The organism is Kosakonia sp. R1.Fl (genome assembly GCF_023516815.1).
GTDB lineage: Bacteria > Pseudomonadota > Gammaproteobacteria > Enterobacterales > Enterobacteriaceae > Kosakonia.
Window position 1 is genome coordinate 2,487,156 of sequence record NZ_JAMGSQ010000001.1, and the last position, 14,646, is coordinate 2,501,801.

Below are 14,646 nucleotides of genomic sequence, written 5' to 3' on the forward strand. Positions count from 1 at the left end.
GCCTTCAGCTTTTTTTACCGCTGGCCTGCGTGAGCGCGTTGACGACAATTGAGGGGGTCAGCACCTGCGGTAAAATATGCGGTGCGCTGCCGTCCGCCGGGTAGACCACATACAGCGGTAAGCTGCCTTGCCCGAGTTCATTCAGCGCGTCATCAATATCAGCATTAAATTTGGTCGAATCTGCCACCATATATAGCGTGTTGGTTTTTGCCAGCGCCGCTTTCACGGCTTGTGTCGAGAGCGATGTCTTTTCATTTACCTGGCAGGTTATGCACCAGGAGGCGGTGAAATTGACAAAGATAGCCTTGCCGTGACCGCGATTATCCGCCACGGTTTGCGGCGACCATTTGACCTCTTCAATCGTATTGCTCGCCGTAAGCGGCGCGCCGCTTTGCACTATCGACGGCAGTGGAACAATGGCAGTAAGTAACAGCGCCGCGGTCAGTGCAAACAGCACTTTATGACCGCGCCCGGCAAACCGACGCTGCTGCGCCATGCCGTAAAGCCAGGCGGCGAAACTCACTACCACGGCAGCCGCCAGAATAGCCGCCAGCGCCGTGGTTCCTGCTTGCTGCGCCAGTACCCACACCAGCCAGCCGAAGGCGCCAAACATCGGAAAGGCCAGCCCGCGTTTTAGCGTATTCATCCATGCGCCGGGGCGCGGCAGCCATTTGCCGAGCGCCGGAAACAGTGAAATCAACGTAAACGGCGCGGTAAAACCGAGCGCCAGTGCGACGAATATCGCCAGCGCCACGACGGGCGGTTGCACCAGCGCGTAGCCGATAGCGCCCGCCATAAAGGGAGCGGCACACGGGGTGGCGACAATGATTGAGAGCGCACCGGTCAGCGCCGCACGCAGAAATGCCCCGCGTTCGATGGTCAACTCGCCGGCGCGTTGTACCGACAGACCGACCTCAAACACGCCGAGCAAATTGAGTGCCGCACCAAGAATTACCAGCGCCAGAAAGGCGATCACCAGCGGCGATTGCAACTGAAAGCCCCAGCCCACGGCAGTTCCCCCGGCGCGTAACGCCAGCAACACGGCCGCAAGTGCCAGCATAGTCAGCACGCAGCCGAGCAAAAAGCCGAGCCCCTCTTTGCGGGTTTGCGCCGGGCTTTGCGTGTGGCGCAACAACCCCAGCGCTTTCAGCGAAATAATCGGAAAAACGCAGGGCATAAAGTTGAGAATAATGCCGCCTGCGAAGGCGGCGAGCATGGCGGTTAACATAGTGATTCTCTGACAGATAAAAGACGATTAACGGGCCTGTTTACGAATGCGCGTTCGCATACTGTTTCACCGCTTCCATCGTTTTCTGAATATGCGTCTCCGGGTTTCTGTCAGTGTAGCTCAGCAGGATTTTGCCATCCGGGGCGATGACATACGAGGTGCGATCCGAGAGGGTTTTGCCGTTCATCTTCATCAGTGTGTCGTACTGCGCCGCCACTTTTGCGCCAGGATCGGCGGTGACGGTGAATTTATCGCGACACTCCAGTTTTGAAAATTCATCGACCTGGTCAGTGTTGCCAGCGGTAACGCCAACCACTGTCGCGCCCAGTTTTTTGAAATCGTCCGTCGCTTCGGCGAAGGCGTGCGCTTCAATGGTACAACCCTTGCTGAATGCCGCCGGGAAGAAGTAGAGCACCACCGGGCCTTTTTGCAGTGCCTGCTGCAATGAGAAGGTGAGCGGTTTTCCGGCCAGCGCGCCTTGTAATTTAAAGTCCGGTGCTTGCGAACCGGTGGGGAGGGCGGCGTGGGCAGTAGCGATGTTCAACAGTGCAGCGGCGGTGAGGCTGAGAACGAATTTTTTCATTGGGATCATGTTGCGCTCCTGTAGGGAAGTTTATTGATGCTCATACACAGTTCGTTCGCGGGCAGACAAAAGTTTCGCCTGATTAAAAAAAGAAAATGCCATTTTTTCTGTAGCCGTAAAGCAGATTAATTATTAACCACAGGCAGATTTAACGTACCCGGGAAATTAAAATCAGTGATTAATCTGAATTGGCAAAAATGCTGAAATAAGGGTGGGTTTCGAACAAAAGTGAGTAAATTATCCTTTTTTATCATGGTATTATTATTTTCTTTGGCGGGTAGAAAGCGCGAGATATTGGGTAGAAACGATTCTGCTTATTATCCTATATGCTACATTTAATAGGCTTGCCTCTGGCCCTGTGGCCCACATTTCAACTGCCTTGCGTTACGCTGGTAAATCTTAATGCTCTATAATTCTGCCGTTAAAAAAGGTAGTTTGCTGCGCCGCTATAATCGGTTGCTCTCTCGCTATAGCACCCATCGCCACGAAGTGTCGCTGGCGCAAATTGCCGATACGTTAGCCTGCACCTCGCGCTATGCGCGCTCTTTGCTCCACGAAATGCAGGAGGAGGGCTGGCTGGTGTGGAATTCCCGTCCAGGGCGCGGTGCACTTGGTGTTCTGCAATGCCGCATGAATGCGGCGGCGCTGGAGACGCTGGCCGCTGGTGAGTACCCGGCGTCGGAAACCGAAATGGCGACCGTGCAGGCGCAACCGCACTATTCCAGCGATGGTTTTCGCTATTTCATCTCTTTCTACCGTCCGCTGTTGGCGCCTATTCCATCCATCCACACCGATCGCGCCGGGCGGCATATTTTGCAAATGGTACATGCCGGTCTGGCGCGCCATATTCCTGAGCAAGTTGCACCGATCCCCGGCCTTGCCCATACGATCACTTGCAGTGAAGATGGATTGCGCTGGCGTTTTATTCTGCGTCGCGGCCTGGTCTGGCATAACGGCGAGCCTGTCGCGCCAGAACAATTACGCTCCACGCTGGAACGCTATGCCGGTGGGCCGGGGCTGCCGCATGTTATCGAGGTGAAATGCACGGATCATGTCCTGACGATGCAGCTGGGCCAACGAGACAACATGCTGCTTTACCGGCTGGCAAGCCCGGTTTATGCGCTACCGCATCCGCGCAACGGCTCCATTGGTCTGGGGCCATTTAAGGTAAACGAGCATTCAAGCAGCCAACTGGTGCTTACCCGCTCAGCTTCCTGGTATGGTGAAACGCCGCAGGCGTCGGAGATTATTTACAGTACGCCGCTCAGTGTCGCGCCGTTGCCCGCGCTGGTGCGTCTGGATACGCCGCACTCATTGATTGCGCCGGAAGCTATGACCGAGCGGGATAATGCCGACGCGTTCTACTATGTCACTTTCAACCAGGCGCGCGGGCGATTAAGCGCGCAGCAGCAGTCGTTTATCCGGCGTATTGCGCTCTCGCTCAGCGCAGGATTGATTGAGCGGGAGGATACGCTGGCACCGTTGCCGGAGTGGCTGCGACCCGCAGCCGAGCCGGAAGTGCAGGCGTTATTACCGGATAGCCTGAATCTCGTCTATTTCCGCTCAACGGAAATGCGCAAGCTGGTGGATGAGCTGGCGAAAAGCCTGCGCTATCGCGGCTGTAAAGTGACACTGACGCCTATCAGCGTAACGCACTGGCTGTTGCAGGATAAAAACTGGGCCGAGCATGATTTGTGCATGGGGTTTCTGCGTTTTGAGCAGCATGATGTATTCAGCATGGAAGAGCGCTTTCGCCACAGCGTGATGTGGGCCTGGTTTTGGGGAGAAGCGGTCTGGCGGCGCGGGATTGGTATTCTCGATCGTATTAACGCCGGGCCTGCGGAGCGCTACAGCCAGCGTGTCAAAAGGTTGATGCGCTTTCTCAGCGACCGCCGCTGGATCGTGCCGTTGTTTGCGCAGCGCTACCGGCTGGTGACGCCCGCCAGCGTACAGGGGGTGTTTTGCTATCCACAAAGCTGGCCCGATTTCACACGGCTGTGGACGGATGAAGTGCAGCCTGCTCAGGTCACACAACCCCATCAGGAGTAGCTTTTTCCGGTTAAAAATGTTGCTATTTTCGTTTTTTGTGGTGTTTAAAATCGGAAATTGGCGGGGAAAATTAACGCTGGCGATAGTTACTGCTGCCTTGCTGCGCTGTCTTTTCTGGTTTTTGCCATAAAACTTAAAAATAACAGTAGGTTGAGGTTTTGACATCGCCAGCGGCAGAAACTGGACGATTAAAAAAGATACGGTAGAATACGCCTTCACAGCCATTGCAAAACAAGCTGTTTTCTATTTCTTTTCGCTAATCAGATAAAACTGTCAGAATATATCCGTTAAAAAATAAATGGGTATTTTTATGATGCGCTATATTGCGCATTATTGAATGACAGTGATTCCCATTCCTTATATTTCTCGTTTTTTATAATTCCTTTACGTATTTTAATTTTTCAGCCTGAGTACTGAAAAAATATCCAAATCTTTTCATTCCTCCCTGTATCTCTTGCTTTTTTGCTTGCCATTTTTTCTTAACTTCATGAAAAAAAGGCAAAAAAAATGCCACCCAGGGTGGCAATCGAAATAGTGGTTTTACATCACATATGACAACTAATGTACTGTTTAATTGCCACAGTAATATAGTTTAGTCACCAGGTTTCCCGACATATGGCAACTAAAGAACACGCCTTTCATCGAGAGGGTATTTAAGCAAAGCACCAATCAGAATGAACCGGTAAAACGTCCTGTTGCATTGCTTGAATGTATTTTCGTTATTTTTGATGCGTTCGTAAATAGCCTTTTTTCTGCCGATTGAATTATCGGGGGGAGAAAAAACAGATCAAAAATTCCCTGTTAAAAATGTGCCAATTATTTACTCTGACCGCTCTCCGCTCAGGCAGCATTTTTAACCGGAAAAAAAGGATCAAAATCAGCGCTTTTGATTTTTAATGCGATTGACCTCACACTTACCGCCAAAAAATAAGAAACATTTAGAAACATTTTTGTTAGGGGAAACGCTGAGAACGGCATTCTGCGCGGGTTTATCGCTAAGACTAGTACGAAGATAAGCAACGCCGATGGTCAAATAAATCGCACAGAGGATTGTGCTATGGGTGAAGGCCATAAAACAGAACCGAAGTGCGCGGCGGTTACCCCTTAGTCGTCCAGACAATCGCTGAAGGCAAAAAATGGTTGCCATGACGCTACACAGAGTAAACCACCGAAACTAAATGTCGGCTAACAACACAGAAGAAAAGTGCGGGTTTAAGCGTCTGAGCGCTACGCGGAGTAAAACGTCGAAACTAAACGCCAGCTAACAGCACAGAAGAAAAGTGCGGGTTTGAGCGTCCGAATGCCACGCGGAGTAAAACGCCGGAACTAAACGCCAGCTAACAATACAGAAGGAGAGATCCGGGTTCAGCCATTGGCAATGCGCATAACGCCACGCAGAACAAATCACCGGAATTAAACAGCAGACATCAGCCTGCAAGAAAGGCCGGTCACGACGTCGGTACGCTATGCAGAACGGATACAGTAAAGGAGGCGCGAAAAAACACGCAAAGTGCGTTCAGAGAATATGCGTCAGAAGAAATGCGAGCAGCCCTGGCGGGATATACACACCAGGCGCGGAAGCTGAGAATGGCTTCCGGACCTGGCGCGGGGAACAACACGGGCGTGAAAAACGCCATAACATCGTGTTAATGCTGAATGCTGCACAGAGAAGAGGCCGCATTAAACGGAAATGCGGTAAACATTACCCGAAGCATCATTGCTGCGGTTTCCGCTTTCACCATAAAGCTGCGCGGTTGTGGTCGTCTGGCTGACAATCTTTTTGAAGTCGTTCATCTTCTTCATATGCATGTTCAGCAACTGATAGCTCTTCTGGTTGAGTTCAGCTGATTTTCGCACCACCACGGTAATACGATCCCAAAGCGTAGCCAGTTCGGAGTGGCGCGGGTAGGGAAACGTCAGCTTGTGCTGTTTCTCTTCCTGCTTGCGCTGCTCATCATAAAAGTTAATCGCCGACAACAAACGGCTCTTGTTGTCGGAGATCACTTGCAGCGACACAGGGTTTATTTGGGCGCGGCTAAGCTGACCAATTTCTTCTACCAGGGTCGCTTCAAGTTCACCCAGCAGCTTATACAGTTTGTTCAGAATTACGGGTAAGTTTTCCATCATTCACGTGCATGTTGAGATTATGAGAATCGAAAGATGTCGCGTACCAACGCGCTGGCGATTTTATCGCTGTCCAGGTGGAGTTCACCTGCATCCATCTTCGCTTTAATGGCGGCAAGACGTTCCGTATTAACATCACGGCTGCCGTCATTTTTAATTTGCTGCGTCAGCTGGCTGAGTTTGACCTGCGTGCCGGCCTGCTGGGCGTCTGTTTTCCCCGATTGCGCGGATTCATCATTCATTACTTTCGTCTCAACGGGCTGTTGTTGAGTGCCGGTTGCCTGAATGGGAGTGGCCTGGCGGGTGCGTTCAATGTTCATACGGATCCTGGTTTTCTATGCGGTGGCTCTGTATTAAAGATATCGGCACGGGGAAAATAAAACTGAAATCAGTTCGACAGGCTAATGCTCACTTGTCCTTGTCCTGTTGCGGTGGCGACCACAACCTGGCCGGTGCGCGTCTGTACTCTGACGCTTTCATCGAGTGCGGCGTTATCCAGCGCTTTACCTTTGGCGTGGATCAGAAAACCGTCACCCGGCGCGGTGATCTCGACGGTGCGATTAGCAATCACCGCCCAGCTGTGGCGCAACTGATTCTCCGCGAGCGGCGACCCCGGCTGGATGATGCGCGTGGGCGTGCTGCCAATGATGTTTTGCGGATCAAGCAATAAACCGGCCGGTAAACGATCCAGTTCGCCGCTTACAGGCTGGATATCCTCTGCGCCAATAATCTGCCCCGGTTTCAGCGTCTGCGCTGCCACCCAGTACCTGCCGGTGGCACTAATCTGAATCTGAATGAACTGCTGCTTTTTACCGCATTTGGCGATGATGCTGCGCCGGCCTGTCAGGCGCACGGAGCGGCCAGAAAGACGCAAATCCGGCTGCGCGCACAATGCGGCGAGTTTGGCCGCAGGGGTAAGAATGTTAATGCGCAGCTGCGGCTGATTCTCTGCTTCTTTATTGTCCGCAGCCAGCAGGGTGGCGATCCGGGCTTCGAGATCGCTGTTTTCCGACGCGCTGGCAAAAGCCGGTGAGAACGGGCAGCAGAGCGTGAAAATCACGATAAGCAACCTGATAAGGGACTGCGGCATAATGAGATAAACCTGCCTTATAATATAAAGGAACAATAGGATTAATATTTTTTTATTGTAATTCAGGATGGCTATTTTCTTATCTATTAAATGCCGTCAGTTTTGACAGCATTTCACTGTATTGCTATTTCAACTTTTAAATATAAGCTTCTTTTCGGCAAATTAAGCGGAAGTGAATTGGCTAAATGCGTCTACTTCTGTCGGATTTTTAAGGTATAGATTTATTAGGTTGTCTCTTAGACTATGCCCCGTAATCAATTTTCGAAGTAAGCGAGTCATTTCATGTTTGATAAACTTGATAATGAATTGCGTTTCCAGCAGCAGGCGTTAAGCCTGATGTCGCGGCGGCAGGATATTTTAGCGTCCAATATCGCGAATGCCGATACGCCGGGGTACAAGGCGCGAGATATTGATTTTTCAAAAGAATTGAAAAATGCAATGCAGCAGGAAACGCGTCATCCATTAACACTAAGTTTAACAGCCGGGAAACATATTCCTGGCGTAGCGCCGAAAACGGACAATCGACAATTACTTTATCGTATTCCCGATCAGCCAAGAGCTGATGGAAACACTGTCGATATGGATCGTGAACGCGTTAATTTTGCTGACAACAATGTCAAATATCAGACGAGTCTAACGATTCTCGGTGCTCAAATAAAAGGTTTAACGAGCGCCCTTAACCAAGGTCAATAATTTTCATGTCGCTGTTTAGTGTTTTCGATATTTCAGGGTCGGCAATGGCTGCCCAATCAAAAAGACTTAACGTCAGTGCCAGCAATATGGCGAATGCCGACAGTATTGCCGGCCCGGATGGCAAACCGTACCGCGCACGTTCGGTGGTGTTCAATGTCGACAATTCCGCTGGTCAGGAGATTGGCGGCGTGAAAGTGAGCGGTGTTACGGAATCCACCGCGCCGGACAGACTGGTTTATGAACCCGCAAACCCACTGGCGGACGACAAAGGTTATGTCCATATGCCGAACGTCGATGTGGTGGGTGAAATGGTCAACACCATTTCCGCATCCCGCAGCTACCAGGCCAACGTCGAAGTGATGAACTCGGCGAAGAGCTTGATGCTGAAAACGCTGACTCTGGGCCAGTAAGGATAAAAAAATGGCAATTTCACCGGTCATGACGCAAAGCGCTACGACGACGAAAACTACCTCCTCGTCGGGCACAAGTAACACCAATACCACCAGTTCTTCCAGCGTCGGTACCGGCTCCAGCGCCGACGATCTGCTGAATAACTTTATGACGCTGCTGGTTGCACAGATGCAAAACCAGGATCCCACCAGCCCAATGGACAACAACCAGCTGACTGCTCAGCTGGCGCAGTTCAACACGGCGGCGGGCGTCGAGCAGCTCAACAGCACCATGAACAGCATGGGCACGCTGGTCGCCAGTATGCAGCAGATGAACTCCGCTGACTGGGTAGGTCGCGACATCATGGTTGAAGGCGAACCTTCAGTTTCCACGGCTACGGACGGAAACCAGAAAGTTGGGCTTTCCCTGAACAGTCCGGCGGATGAAGTCACCGTCACGCTGACCGATCCGGCCGGTAACGCCTATACCGCGAAGCTGAAAAATGTCGAAGCGGGCGTGCATCAGTACTCGCTGGATGATTTTGAAGATTTCCAGCCGAGCGATCCGCGCTTGCAGGCCGACACGAACTTCAAAGTGTCGTTCTCCGCCACCAACGCCGACGGCAGTACGCCAACCATTACCGCGTTGAAACCGGCGAAAGTGCAGAGCGTCTCCTTCACCAACTCAGGCGCGGTGCTGCAACTGGGTGTTAATGGTACCGCCTCGCTGAGTGACGTTTACCTCATCGAGTAATTTTTAGTTTGGATTTTGCGCACCCCGCGCACAGGAATTTATCACATGGGTTTTTCTCAAGGTCTTAGTGGATTAAACGCCTCTTCACAGGCGCTGGATGTTGTAGGTAACAACATCGCCAACTCACAAACGGTCGGTTTTAAATCAGGTTCTGTTGCTTTCGCCGATGTGTTTGCCGGTTCTCAGGTCGGCATGGGCGTACAGGTTGCTGGCGTGAACCAGAACTTCATCGATGGCGTACTTGGCGCAGGCAGCAGCCCGCTGGATATGGGTATCCAGGGCAATGGCTTCTTCCGCATGGTGACCGAAGCGGGTCGCGTATTTTATAGCCGTAATGGCCAGTTCCAGACCGATGAAAATGGCTACGTCGTCAATAACCAGGGCATGCGCCTGACCGGTTACATGGCAACGGGTACACCGCCGGCGATCCAGCAGGGCGCACCGGTAGGGCCGATTCAGATCCCGACCGGGCAGATGCCTGCGCGTGCGTCTGACGCCGGTTCCATTTCCGGTAACCTGGATTCAGGCAACGAGATTGTCACGGTAACACCTTTCGATCCGGCTAATGGCGACTCTTACACCTATTCCACTCAGGTCAACGCTTATGACAGCCTGGGCAACGAGCACGCGATTAACGTCTATTACGTGAAAACGGCCGACAACCAGTGGACTGCATACTCCGTAGACTCCACCTCGCCGGGCACCACCAGCTCCGTCAACCTGACGTTTGACACCTCCGGCAAGCTCACCACCAACCCGGCGGATTTGCCGGTGGCGGGCGCGGCTTACCAGGGCGGAGCGGCGCTGAATTTCAACCTCGATCTTTCCGGTCTTTCTCAGCAGGCGTCGGAAAACACCATGGACAGCCCGAGCACCACCGGTTACCCGCCGGGACTGATGAACGGTTACACCGTGGGTGATAACGGCCAGATCATCGCTTCCTACAGCAACGGTGAAAACCAGCTGCTGGGCCAGGTAGTACTGAGCAACTTCACCAACCCGGGCGGCCTCCAGTCGGCGGGGAACAACTGCTGGACGGAAACCCCGGAATCAGGTCAGCCGGTCATTGGTATTGCCGACACCGGTAACCTGGGTTCGCTGCGCGGCAACATGCTGGAAGCGTCCAACGTGGATCTGAGTAAAGAGATGGTGAACATGATTGTTTACCAGCGTAACTACCAGTCCAACTCTCAGACCATCAAGACCCAGTCTGAGCTTCTGCAAACGCTGGTTAACCTGGGCTAAGAGTAGCGCTTCATGGATCACGCGATTTATACCGCAATGGGGGCCGCGAACGCGGCCCTTAACCGCCAGGCGGTGACCTCTAACAACCTGGCGAATGCTTCTACCACCGGTTTTCGTGCGCAGATCGCGGCGTTTCGCGCCATCCCTGTGCAGGGGCCGTCGATAGAAACCCGCACCATGGTGGCGGAATCCACGCCGTTTAGCGACAACACCATGGGCGCGATGCAGGCCACCGGGCGCAGCCTGGATGTGGCCATGCCGCAAAACGGCTGGCTGGCAGTGCAACTGCCCGATGGCAGTGAAGGCTACACCAAAGATGGCAACATCGAAGTGGATGCCGAAGGCCAGTTGCGGGTGCGCGGTATGCCGCTGCTCGGTGATGGCGGCTCGGTAGCCGTACCGCCGCAGGCGGAACTGACTATCGCGGCGGACGGCACCATCACCGCGTTGGGCGCAGGCGATGAGCCTTCAGCGCTGGCGCAGGTGGCGCGCCTGAAAATGGTTAACGCCACACCGAACACGCTGAAACATGGTGACGATGGTCTGTTTCATGTCGCCGATCCGGCTGCGGCACAAGCACTTCCCGCCGATGCGGATCTGCGCCTGATGCCCGGCATGCTGGAAGGCAGCAACGTCAGCCCGGTGAAATCAATGGTGGACATGATCGCCACCGCACGCGGTTTTGACATGAACATGAAAGTCATCACCACCGTTGATGATAACGAACAAAAAGCTAACCAGTTACTGAGCGCCGGTTAAGTCCCGGTAAGGAGAAAAACACCATGATCCGTTCTTTATGGATTGCGAAAACCGGCCTCGAAGCCCAGCAAACCAATATGGATGTGATTTCCAACAACCTGGCGAACGTCAGCACCAACGGCTTTAAACGCCAGCGTGCGGTGTTTGAAGATCTGATTTATCAGACCTTACGCCAGCCGGGCGCGCAGTCTTCCGAGCAGACCACCATCCCTTCTGGTTTACAGCTGGGTACCGGTGTTCGCCCGGTTGCGACCGAGCGCATTCACAGCCAGGGCAGCCTGACGCAGACCAACAACAGCAAAGACGTCGCTATTCAGGGCAGCGGTTTCTTCCAGGTACAGTTGCCGGATGGCACCACCGCCTATACCCGTGACGGTTCGTTCCAGTTTGACCAGAACGGACAACTGGTGACCTCCAGCGGTTACCAGGTGCAACCGGCGATCACTATCCCGCAGGACGCGCAAAGCCTGACCATCGGTAACGACGGTATTGTCAGCGTGACCGTGCCGGGGCAGACCGCGCCGCAGCAGGTTGGTCAGCTGACGCTGAGCTCGTTTATCAATGATTCTGGCCTCGAAAGCATTGGTGAAAACCTGTATCGCGAAACGCAATCGTCTGGTGCACCGAATGAATCCACACCGGGTTTAAACGGCGCGGGCACCCTGAAACAGGGCTACGTCGAAACCTCGAACGTTAACGTCGCAGAAGAGCTGGTCAACATGATCCAGACGCAGCGCGCCTATGAAATTAACAGTAAAGCGGTGTCGACGTCCGACCAGATGCTGCAACGACTGACTCAACTTTGATCCCTGGCCGCGGGCGTTGCTCGCGGCTGCTTTACCTGTAGTGAATGAGATGACCAATCACCCTTGCTCTGTACGTACGCTTTGTCGTTTTGCAACGACCTTAATGCTGATTTCCGTGGTTACCGGCTGCGCCTATATTCCGCAAAAACCGTTGGTTGGAGGCGAAACCTCCGCCATGCCTGCACCGGTCGCTGCCGCTACCGCGAATGGCTCGATTTTTCAGACAGGGCAGGCGATGAATTATGGTTATCAACCGATGTTTGAAGACCGCCGTCCACGAAATGTGGGCGATACGCTGACCATTGCGCTGCAGGAAAATGTCAGCGCCAGCAAAAGTTCCTCGGCGAGTGCCTCGCGTGACGGCTCCACCGATGTCGGCGTTGCTGGCGTACCTGGTTTTATGGCTGGTCTGGTGGGCAACGGCAAAGCCGATGCGTCGATCAGTGGAACGAATGACTTCGCCGGAAAAGGCGGCGCGGCGGCGAAAAATACCTTTAGCGGCACCATCACCGTGACGGTGAAACAGGTGCTGGAAAACGGCAACCTGGCGGTTGTCGGTGAAAAACAGATTGCGATTAACCAAGGGACTGAGTTTATCCGCTTCTCCGGCATCGTGAACCCACGCACGATCAGCGCCAGCAACACTGTTGTCTCCACCCAGGTGGCGGACGCGCGCATCGAGTATGTCGGTAATGGCTATATCAACGAAGCGCAGCAAATGGGCTGGCTGCAGCGCATGTTCCTTAACCTTTCTCCTTTTTGATTGATGATGAAAACGAATTTCTTAACCCGCTGCCTGGCGCTGGTGTGCTGTCTGTCTGCGCTGGTGGCCGGGCAGGCCAGCGCGGAGCGGATCCGCGATTTAACCACTCTGCAAGGGGTGCGCGGTAACTCCCTGATGGGCTATGGCCTGGTGGTCGGGCTTGATGGCACCGGTGACCAGACCATGCAGACACCGTTCACCACCCAGAGCCTGAACAATATGCTCTCGCAGCTCGGTATCACCGTGCCGGCGGGCGTGAATATGCAGCTCAAAAACGTCGCCGCGGTAATGGTGACGGCGGAACTGCCGCCGTTTGCCCGCGCCGGTCAGCAAATTGACGTGGTGGTTTCCTCTATGGGTAACGCGAAAAGTCTGCGCGGCGGTACGCTGCTGATGACCCCGCTGAAGGGCGCGGATAGCCAGATTTATGCGCTGGCGCAGGGGAACTTGTTGGTTTCCGGCGCAGGCGCGCAGGCCGGTGGTAACCGGGTGCAGGTCAACCAGCTCAATGGCGCGCGCATTAGCGGCGGCGCAACAGTTGAACGTGAAGTGCCAGCAAGTTTTGCCGGGCAGAGCACGCTCAAACTCCAGCTTAATGAAGATGATTTCACCGTGGCACAGCAGATAAGCGATGCCATCAACCGCCGTTTCGCGGGTGCCGCGTTTGCAGAAGATGCTCGCAGCATTAGCCTGCGCGCACCTGCCGACAGCGCCGCGCGTGTGCGTTTCCTTGCGGCAGTGCAGGATATTCCGCTGCGCGTTGATGCGGGCGATGCCCGAATTATCATCAACTCGCGTACCGGATCGGTGGTGATGAACCGCCATGTTTCCCTTGATTCCTGTGCGGTTGCGCAGGGCGATCTGACGGTAGAAGTCGCCAACAACACGCAGGTGAATCAGCCGAATACGCCGCTGGCGGGCGGGCAAACGGTGGTCACGCAGAACACGCAGCTTTCGGTGCGTGAGCAAAACGGCTCCCTGCAACGCGTGAACACCAGCACCGATCTGAACAATGTGGTGCGTGCGTTAAACAACCTTGGCGCAACGCCGAATGATTTGATGGCAATCCTGCAATCGATGAAAACCGCAGGCTGCCTGCATGCTCGTCTGGAGATTAACTGATGATCGGCCCGGCAATGACGCAGGGGGCGGCGTTTGATGCGCACAGCCTCGACAAGCTGAAACTGGCCGCCCGCAACGACTCTCCGGATGCGTTAAAGGCGGTGGCGAAACAGATGGAAGGGCTGTTCGTGCAGATGATGCTCAAGAGCATGCGCCAGGCCTCCTTCAAAGACGGCCTGTTTAATACGCAGCAGTCCGAGATGTTTACCTCGATGTATGACCAGCAGCTGTCGCAGAACATCGCCGATAAAGGAAAAATGGGCTTTGCCGATCTGATGGTGCAACAACTGACCGGCAAACCTGCTTCCACGGCGGAGAATGTCACAGCGACGCGTGAAGTGCCGCTTAATATCAGCCCGGCACGCTTTATTAGCGTGCCGCTGCGTTTGCAGCCGGTTGACCCCGATGAACAGCAGCAGGCGGAAAAAGCCGCCACGGCGCAGCCGGAAATACCGTCGGTTCCGGGCGGCAGCTTTATTTCCCGCATGATGGCACCTGCGATGGCGGTCGCGCGTTTAAGCGGTATTCCGCATCAATTAATTATTGCGCAGGCGGCGCTGGAATCCGGTTGGGGTAAACGCGAAATTATGACTAGCGATGGCAAACCCAGCCATAACTTATTTGGCGTGAAAGCCACGGCGGATTGGGATGGTGAAACCACAGAAATTACCACCACGGAATATGAAGGTGGCGTCGCGCAAAAAATAAAAGACAAATTTAAAGTCTATTCCTCCTATGCCGAGGCGCTGGAAGATTATACGTCGTTAATTAGTCGTAGTCCGCGTTATAAAAATGTTGTGAAATCTGAATCGCCGGAAATAGCAGCAAAAGCGTTGCAGTCTGCCGGATATGCAACCGATCCTGCATATGCGAAAAAATTGATCAGCATCATTCAGCAGGTGAAGAATAACGTTAATCAGGCGGCTGAAGCCTATTCTTCAGATTTTTCTTCATTATTTTAACCGTCAGGCTTTAGTGAATTTTTGCAAGGCCGATAAATATAAGAGAGCGCTACTTTTATCAGGGGCGTCTTACCTCCTC

General features: G+C 53.6%; 15 protein-coding genes. 10 read left to right on the plus strand and 5 right to left on the minus strand.

Features of this window, described 5'->3' with window-relative positions; genetic code table 11:
- Positions 1-4 precede the first annotated feature (4 nt).
- Positions 5-1,228 carry a protein-disulfide reductase DsbD family protein gene (locus M8Q36_RS11545; protein ID WP_249880962.1) on the minus strand — a complete coding sequence of 408 codons (1,224 nt, stop codon included), beginning with the start codon at positions 1,226-1,228 and terminating at the stop codon, positions 5-7.
- A 40-nt stretch (positions 1,229-1,268) separates the two neighbouring features.
- On the minus strand, positions 1,269-1,820 hold the full coding sequence (locus M8Q36_RS11550; protein ID WP_249880963.1) for a peroxiredoxin: 552 nt from the start codon (positions 1,818-1,820) through the stop codon (positions 1,269-1,271).
- A 393-nt stretch (positions 1,821-2,213) separates the two neighbouring features.
- On the opposite strand from M8Q36_RS11550, the gene M8Q36_RS11555 reads away from it, so the two are divergent.
- On the plus strand, positions 2,214-3,860 hold the full coding sequence (locus tag M8Q36_RS11555; protein WP_249880964.1) for an SgrR family transcriptional regulator: 1,647 nt from the start codon (positions 2,214-2,216) through the stop codon (positions 3,858-3,860).
- Between the two features lie 1,680 nt (positions 3,861-5,540).
- Here M8Q36_RS11555 and M8Q36_RS11560 read toward each other — a convergent pair.
- The 3 genes from M8Q36_RS11560 to flgA all read right to left on the minus strand — a co-directional run bounded on the left by M8Q36_RS11560 (position 5,541) and on the right by flgA (position 7,074).
- Positions 5,541-5,987 (minus strand): flagella synthesis protein FlgN, encoded by a 447-nt coding sequence (locus M8Q36_RS11560; protein WP_249880965.1) that lies wholly within the window; start codon positions 5,985-5,987, stop codon positions 5,541-5,543.
- Positions 5,988-6,004: 17 nt separating this feature from the next.
- Positions 6,005-6,304, minus strand: coding sequence for a flagellar biosynthesis anti-sigma factor FlgM (gene flgM / locus M8Q36_RS11565; RefSeq protein ID WP_175273702.1), 300 nt, complete (start codon positions 6,302-6,304; stop codon positions 6,005-6,007).
- Positions 6,305-6,372: 68 nt separating this feature from the next.
- Positions 6,373-7,074, minus strand: coding sequence for a flagellar basal body P-ring formation chaperone FlgA (flgA, locus tag M8Q36_RS11570; protein ID WP_249880966.1), 702 nt, complete (start codon positions 7,072-7,074; stop codon positions 6,373-6,375).
- A gap of 282 nt (positions 7,075-7,356) precedes the next feature.
- On the opposite strand from flgA, the gene flgB reads away from it, so the two are divergent.
- From flgB to flgJ, 9 genes are all read left to right on the plus strand, one after another.
- On the plus strand, positions 7,357-7,767 hold the full coding sequence (gene flgB, locus M8Q36_RS11575; protein WP_017459378.1) for a flagellar basal body rod protein FlgB: 411 nt from the start codon (positions 7,357-7,359) through the stop codon (positions 7,765-7,767).
- 5 nt (positions 7,768-7,772) lie between these two features.
- On the plus strand, positions 7,773-8,177 hold the full coding sequence (gene flgC / locus M8Q36_RS11580) for a flagellar basal body rod protein FlgC (protein ID WP_017459379.1): 405 nt from the start codon (positions 7,773-7,775) through the stop codon (positions 8,175-8,177).
- Positions 8,178-8,187: 10 nt separating this feature from the next.
- A complete protein-coding gene (locus tag M8Q36_RS11585; RefSeq protein ID WP_249880967.1) occupies positions 8,188-8,910 on the plus strand; it encodes a flagellar hook assembly protein FlgD in 723 nt (240 codons plus the stop codon).
- Positions 8,911-8,955: 45 nt separating this feature from the next.
- A complete protein-coding gene (gene flgE, locus M8Q36_RS11590) occupies positions 8,956-10,155 on the plus strand; it encodes a flagellar hook protein FlgE (RefSeq protein WP_249880968.1) in 1,200 nt (399 codons plus the stop codon).
- Between the two features lie 12 nt (positions 10,156-10,167).
- Positions 10,168-10,914 (plus strand): flagellar basal body rod protein FlgF, encoded by a 747-nt coding sequence (locus tag M8Q36_RS11595; RefSeq protein WP_249880969.1) that lies wholly within the window; start codon positions 10,168-10,170, stop codon positions 10,912-10,914.
- 23 nt (positions 10,915-10,937) lie between these two features.
- Positions 10,938-11,720, plus strand: coding sequence for a flagellar basal-body rod protein FlgG (flgG, locus tag M8Q36_RS11600; protein ID WP_017459383.1), 783 nt, complete (start codon positions 10,938-10,940; stop codon positions 11,718-11,720).
- 103 nt (positions 11,721-11,823) lie between these two features.
- Positions 11,824-12,483, plus strand: a complete 660-nt coding sequence (locus M8Q36_RS11605; RefSeq protein ID WP_249882760.1) for a flagellar basal body L-ring protein FlgH — start codon at positions 11,824-11,826, stop codon at positions 12,481-12,483.
- Positions 12,484-12,486: 3 nt separating this feature from the next.
- A complete protein-coding gene (locus M8Q36_RS11610) occupies positions 12,487-13,605 on the plus strand; it encodes a flagellar basal body P-ring protein FlgI (RefSeq protein WP_249880970.1) in 1,119 nt (372 codons plus the stop codon).
- Positions 13,605-14,567: a flagellar assembly peptidoglycan hydrolase FlgJ gene (gene flgJ, locus M8Q36_RS11615; protein WP_249880971.1), complete on the plus strand. Its 963-nt coding sequence runs from the start codon at positions 13,605-13,607 to the stop codon at positions 14,565-14,567. The genes M8Q36_RS11610 and flgJ overlap by 1 nt, the downstream gene beginning before the upstream one ends.
- Positions 14,568-14,646: the final 79 nt, after the last annotated feature.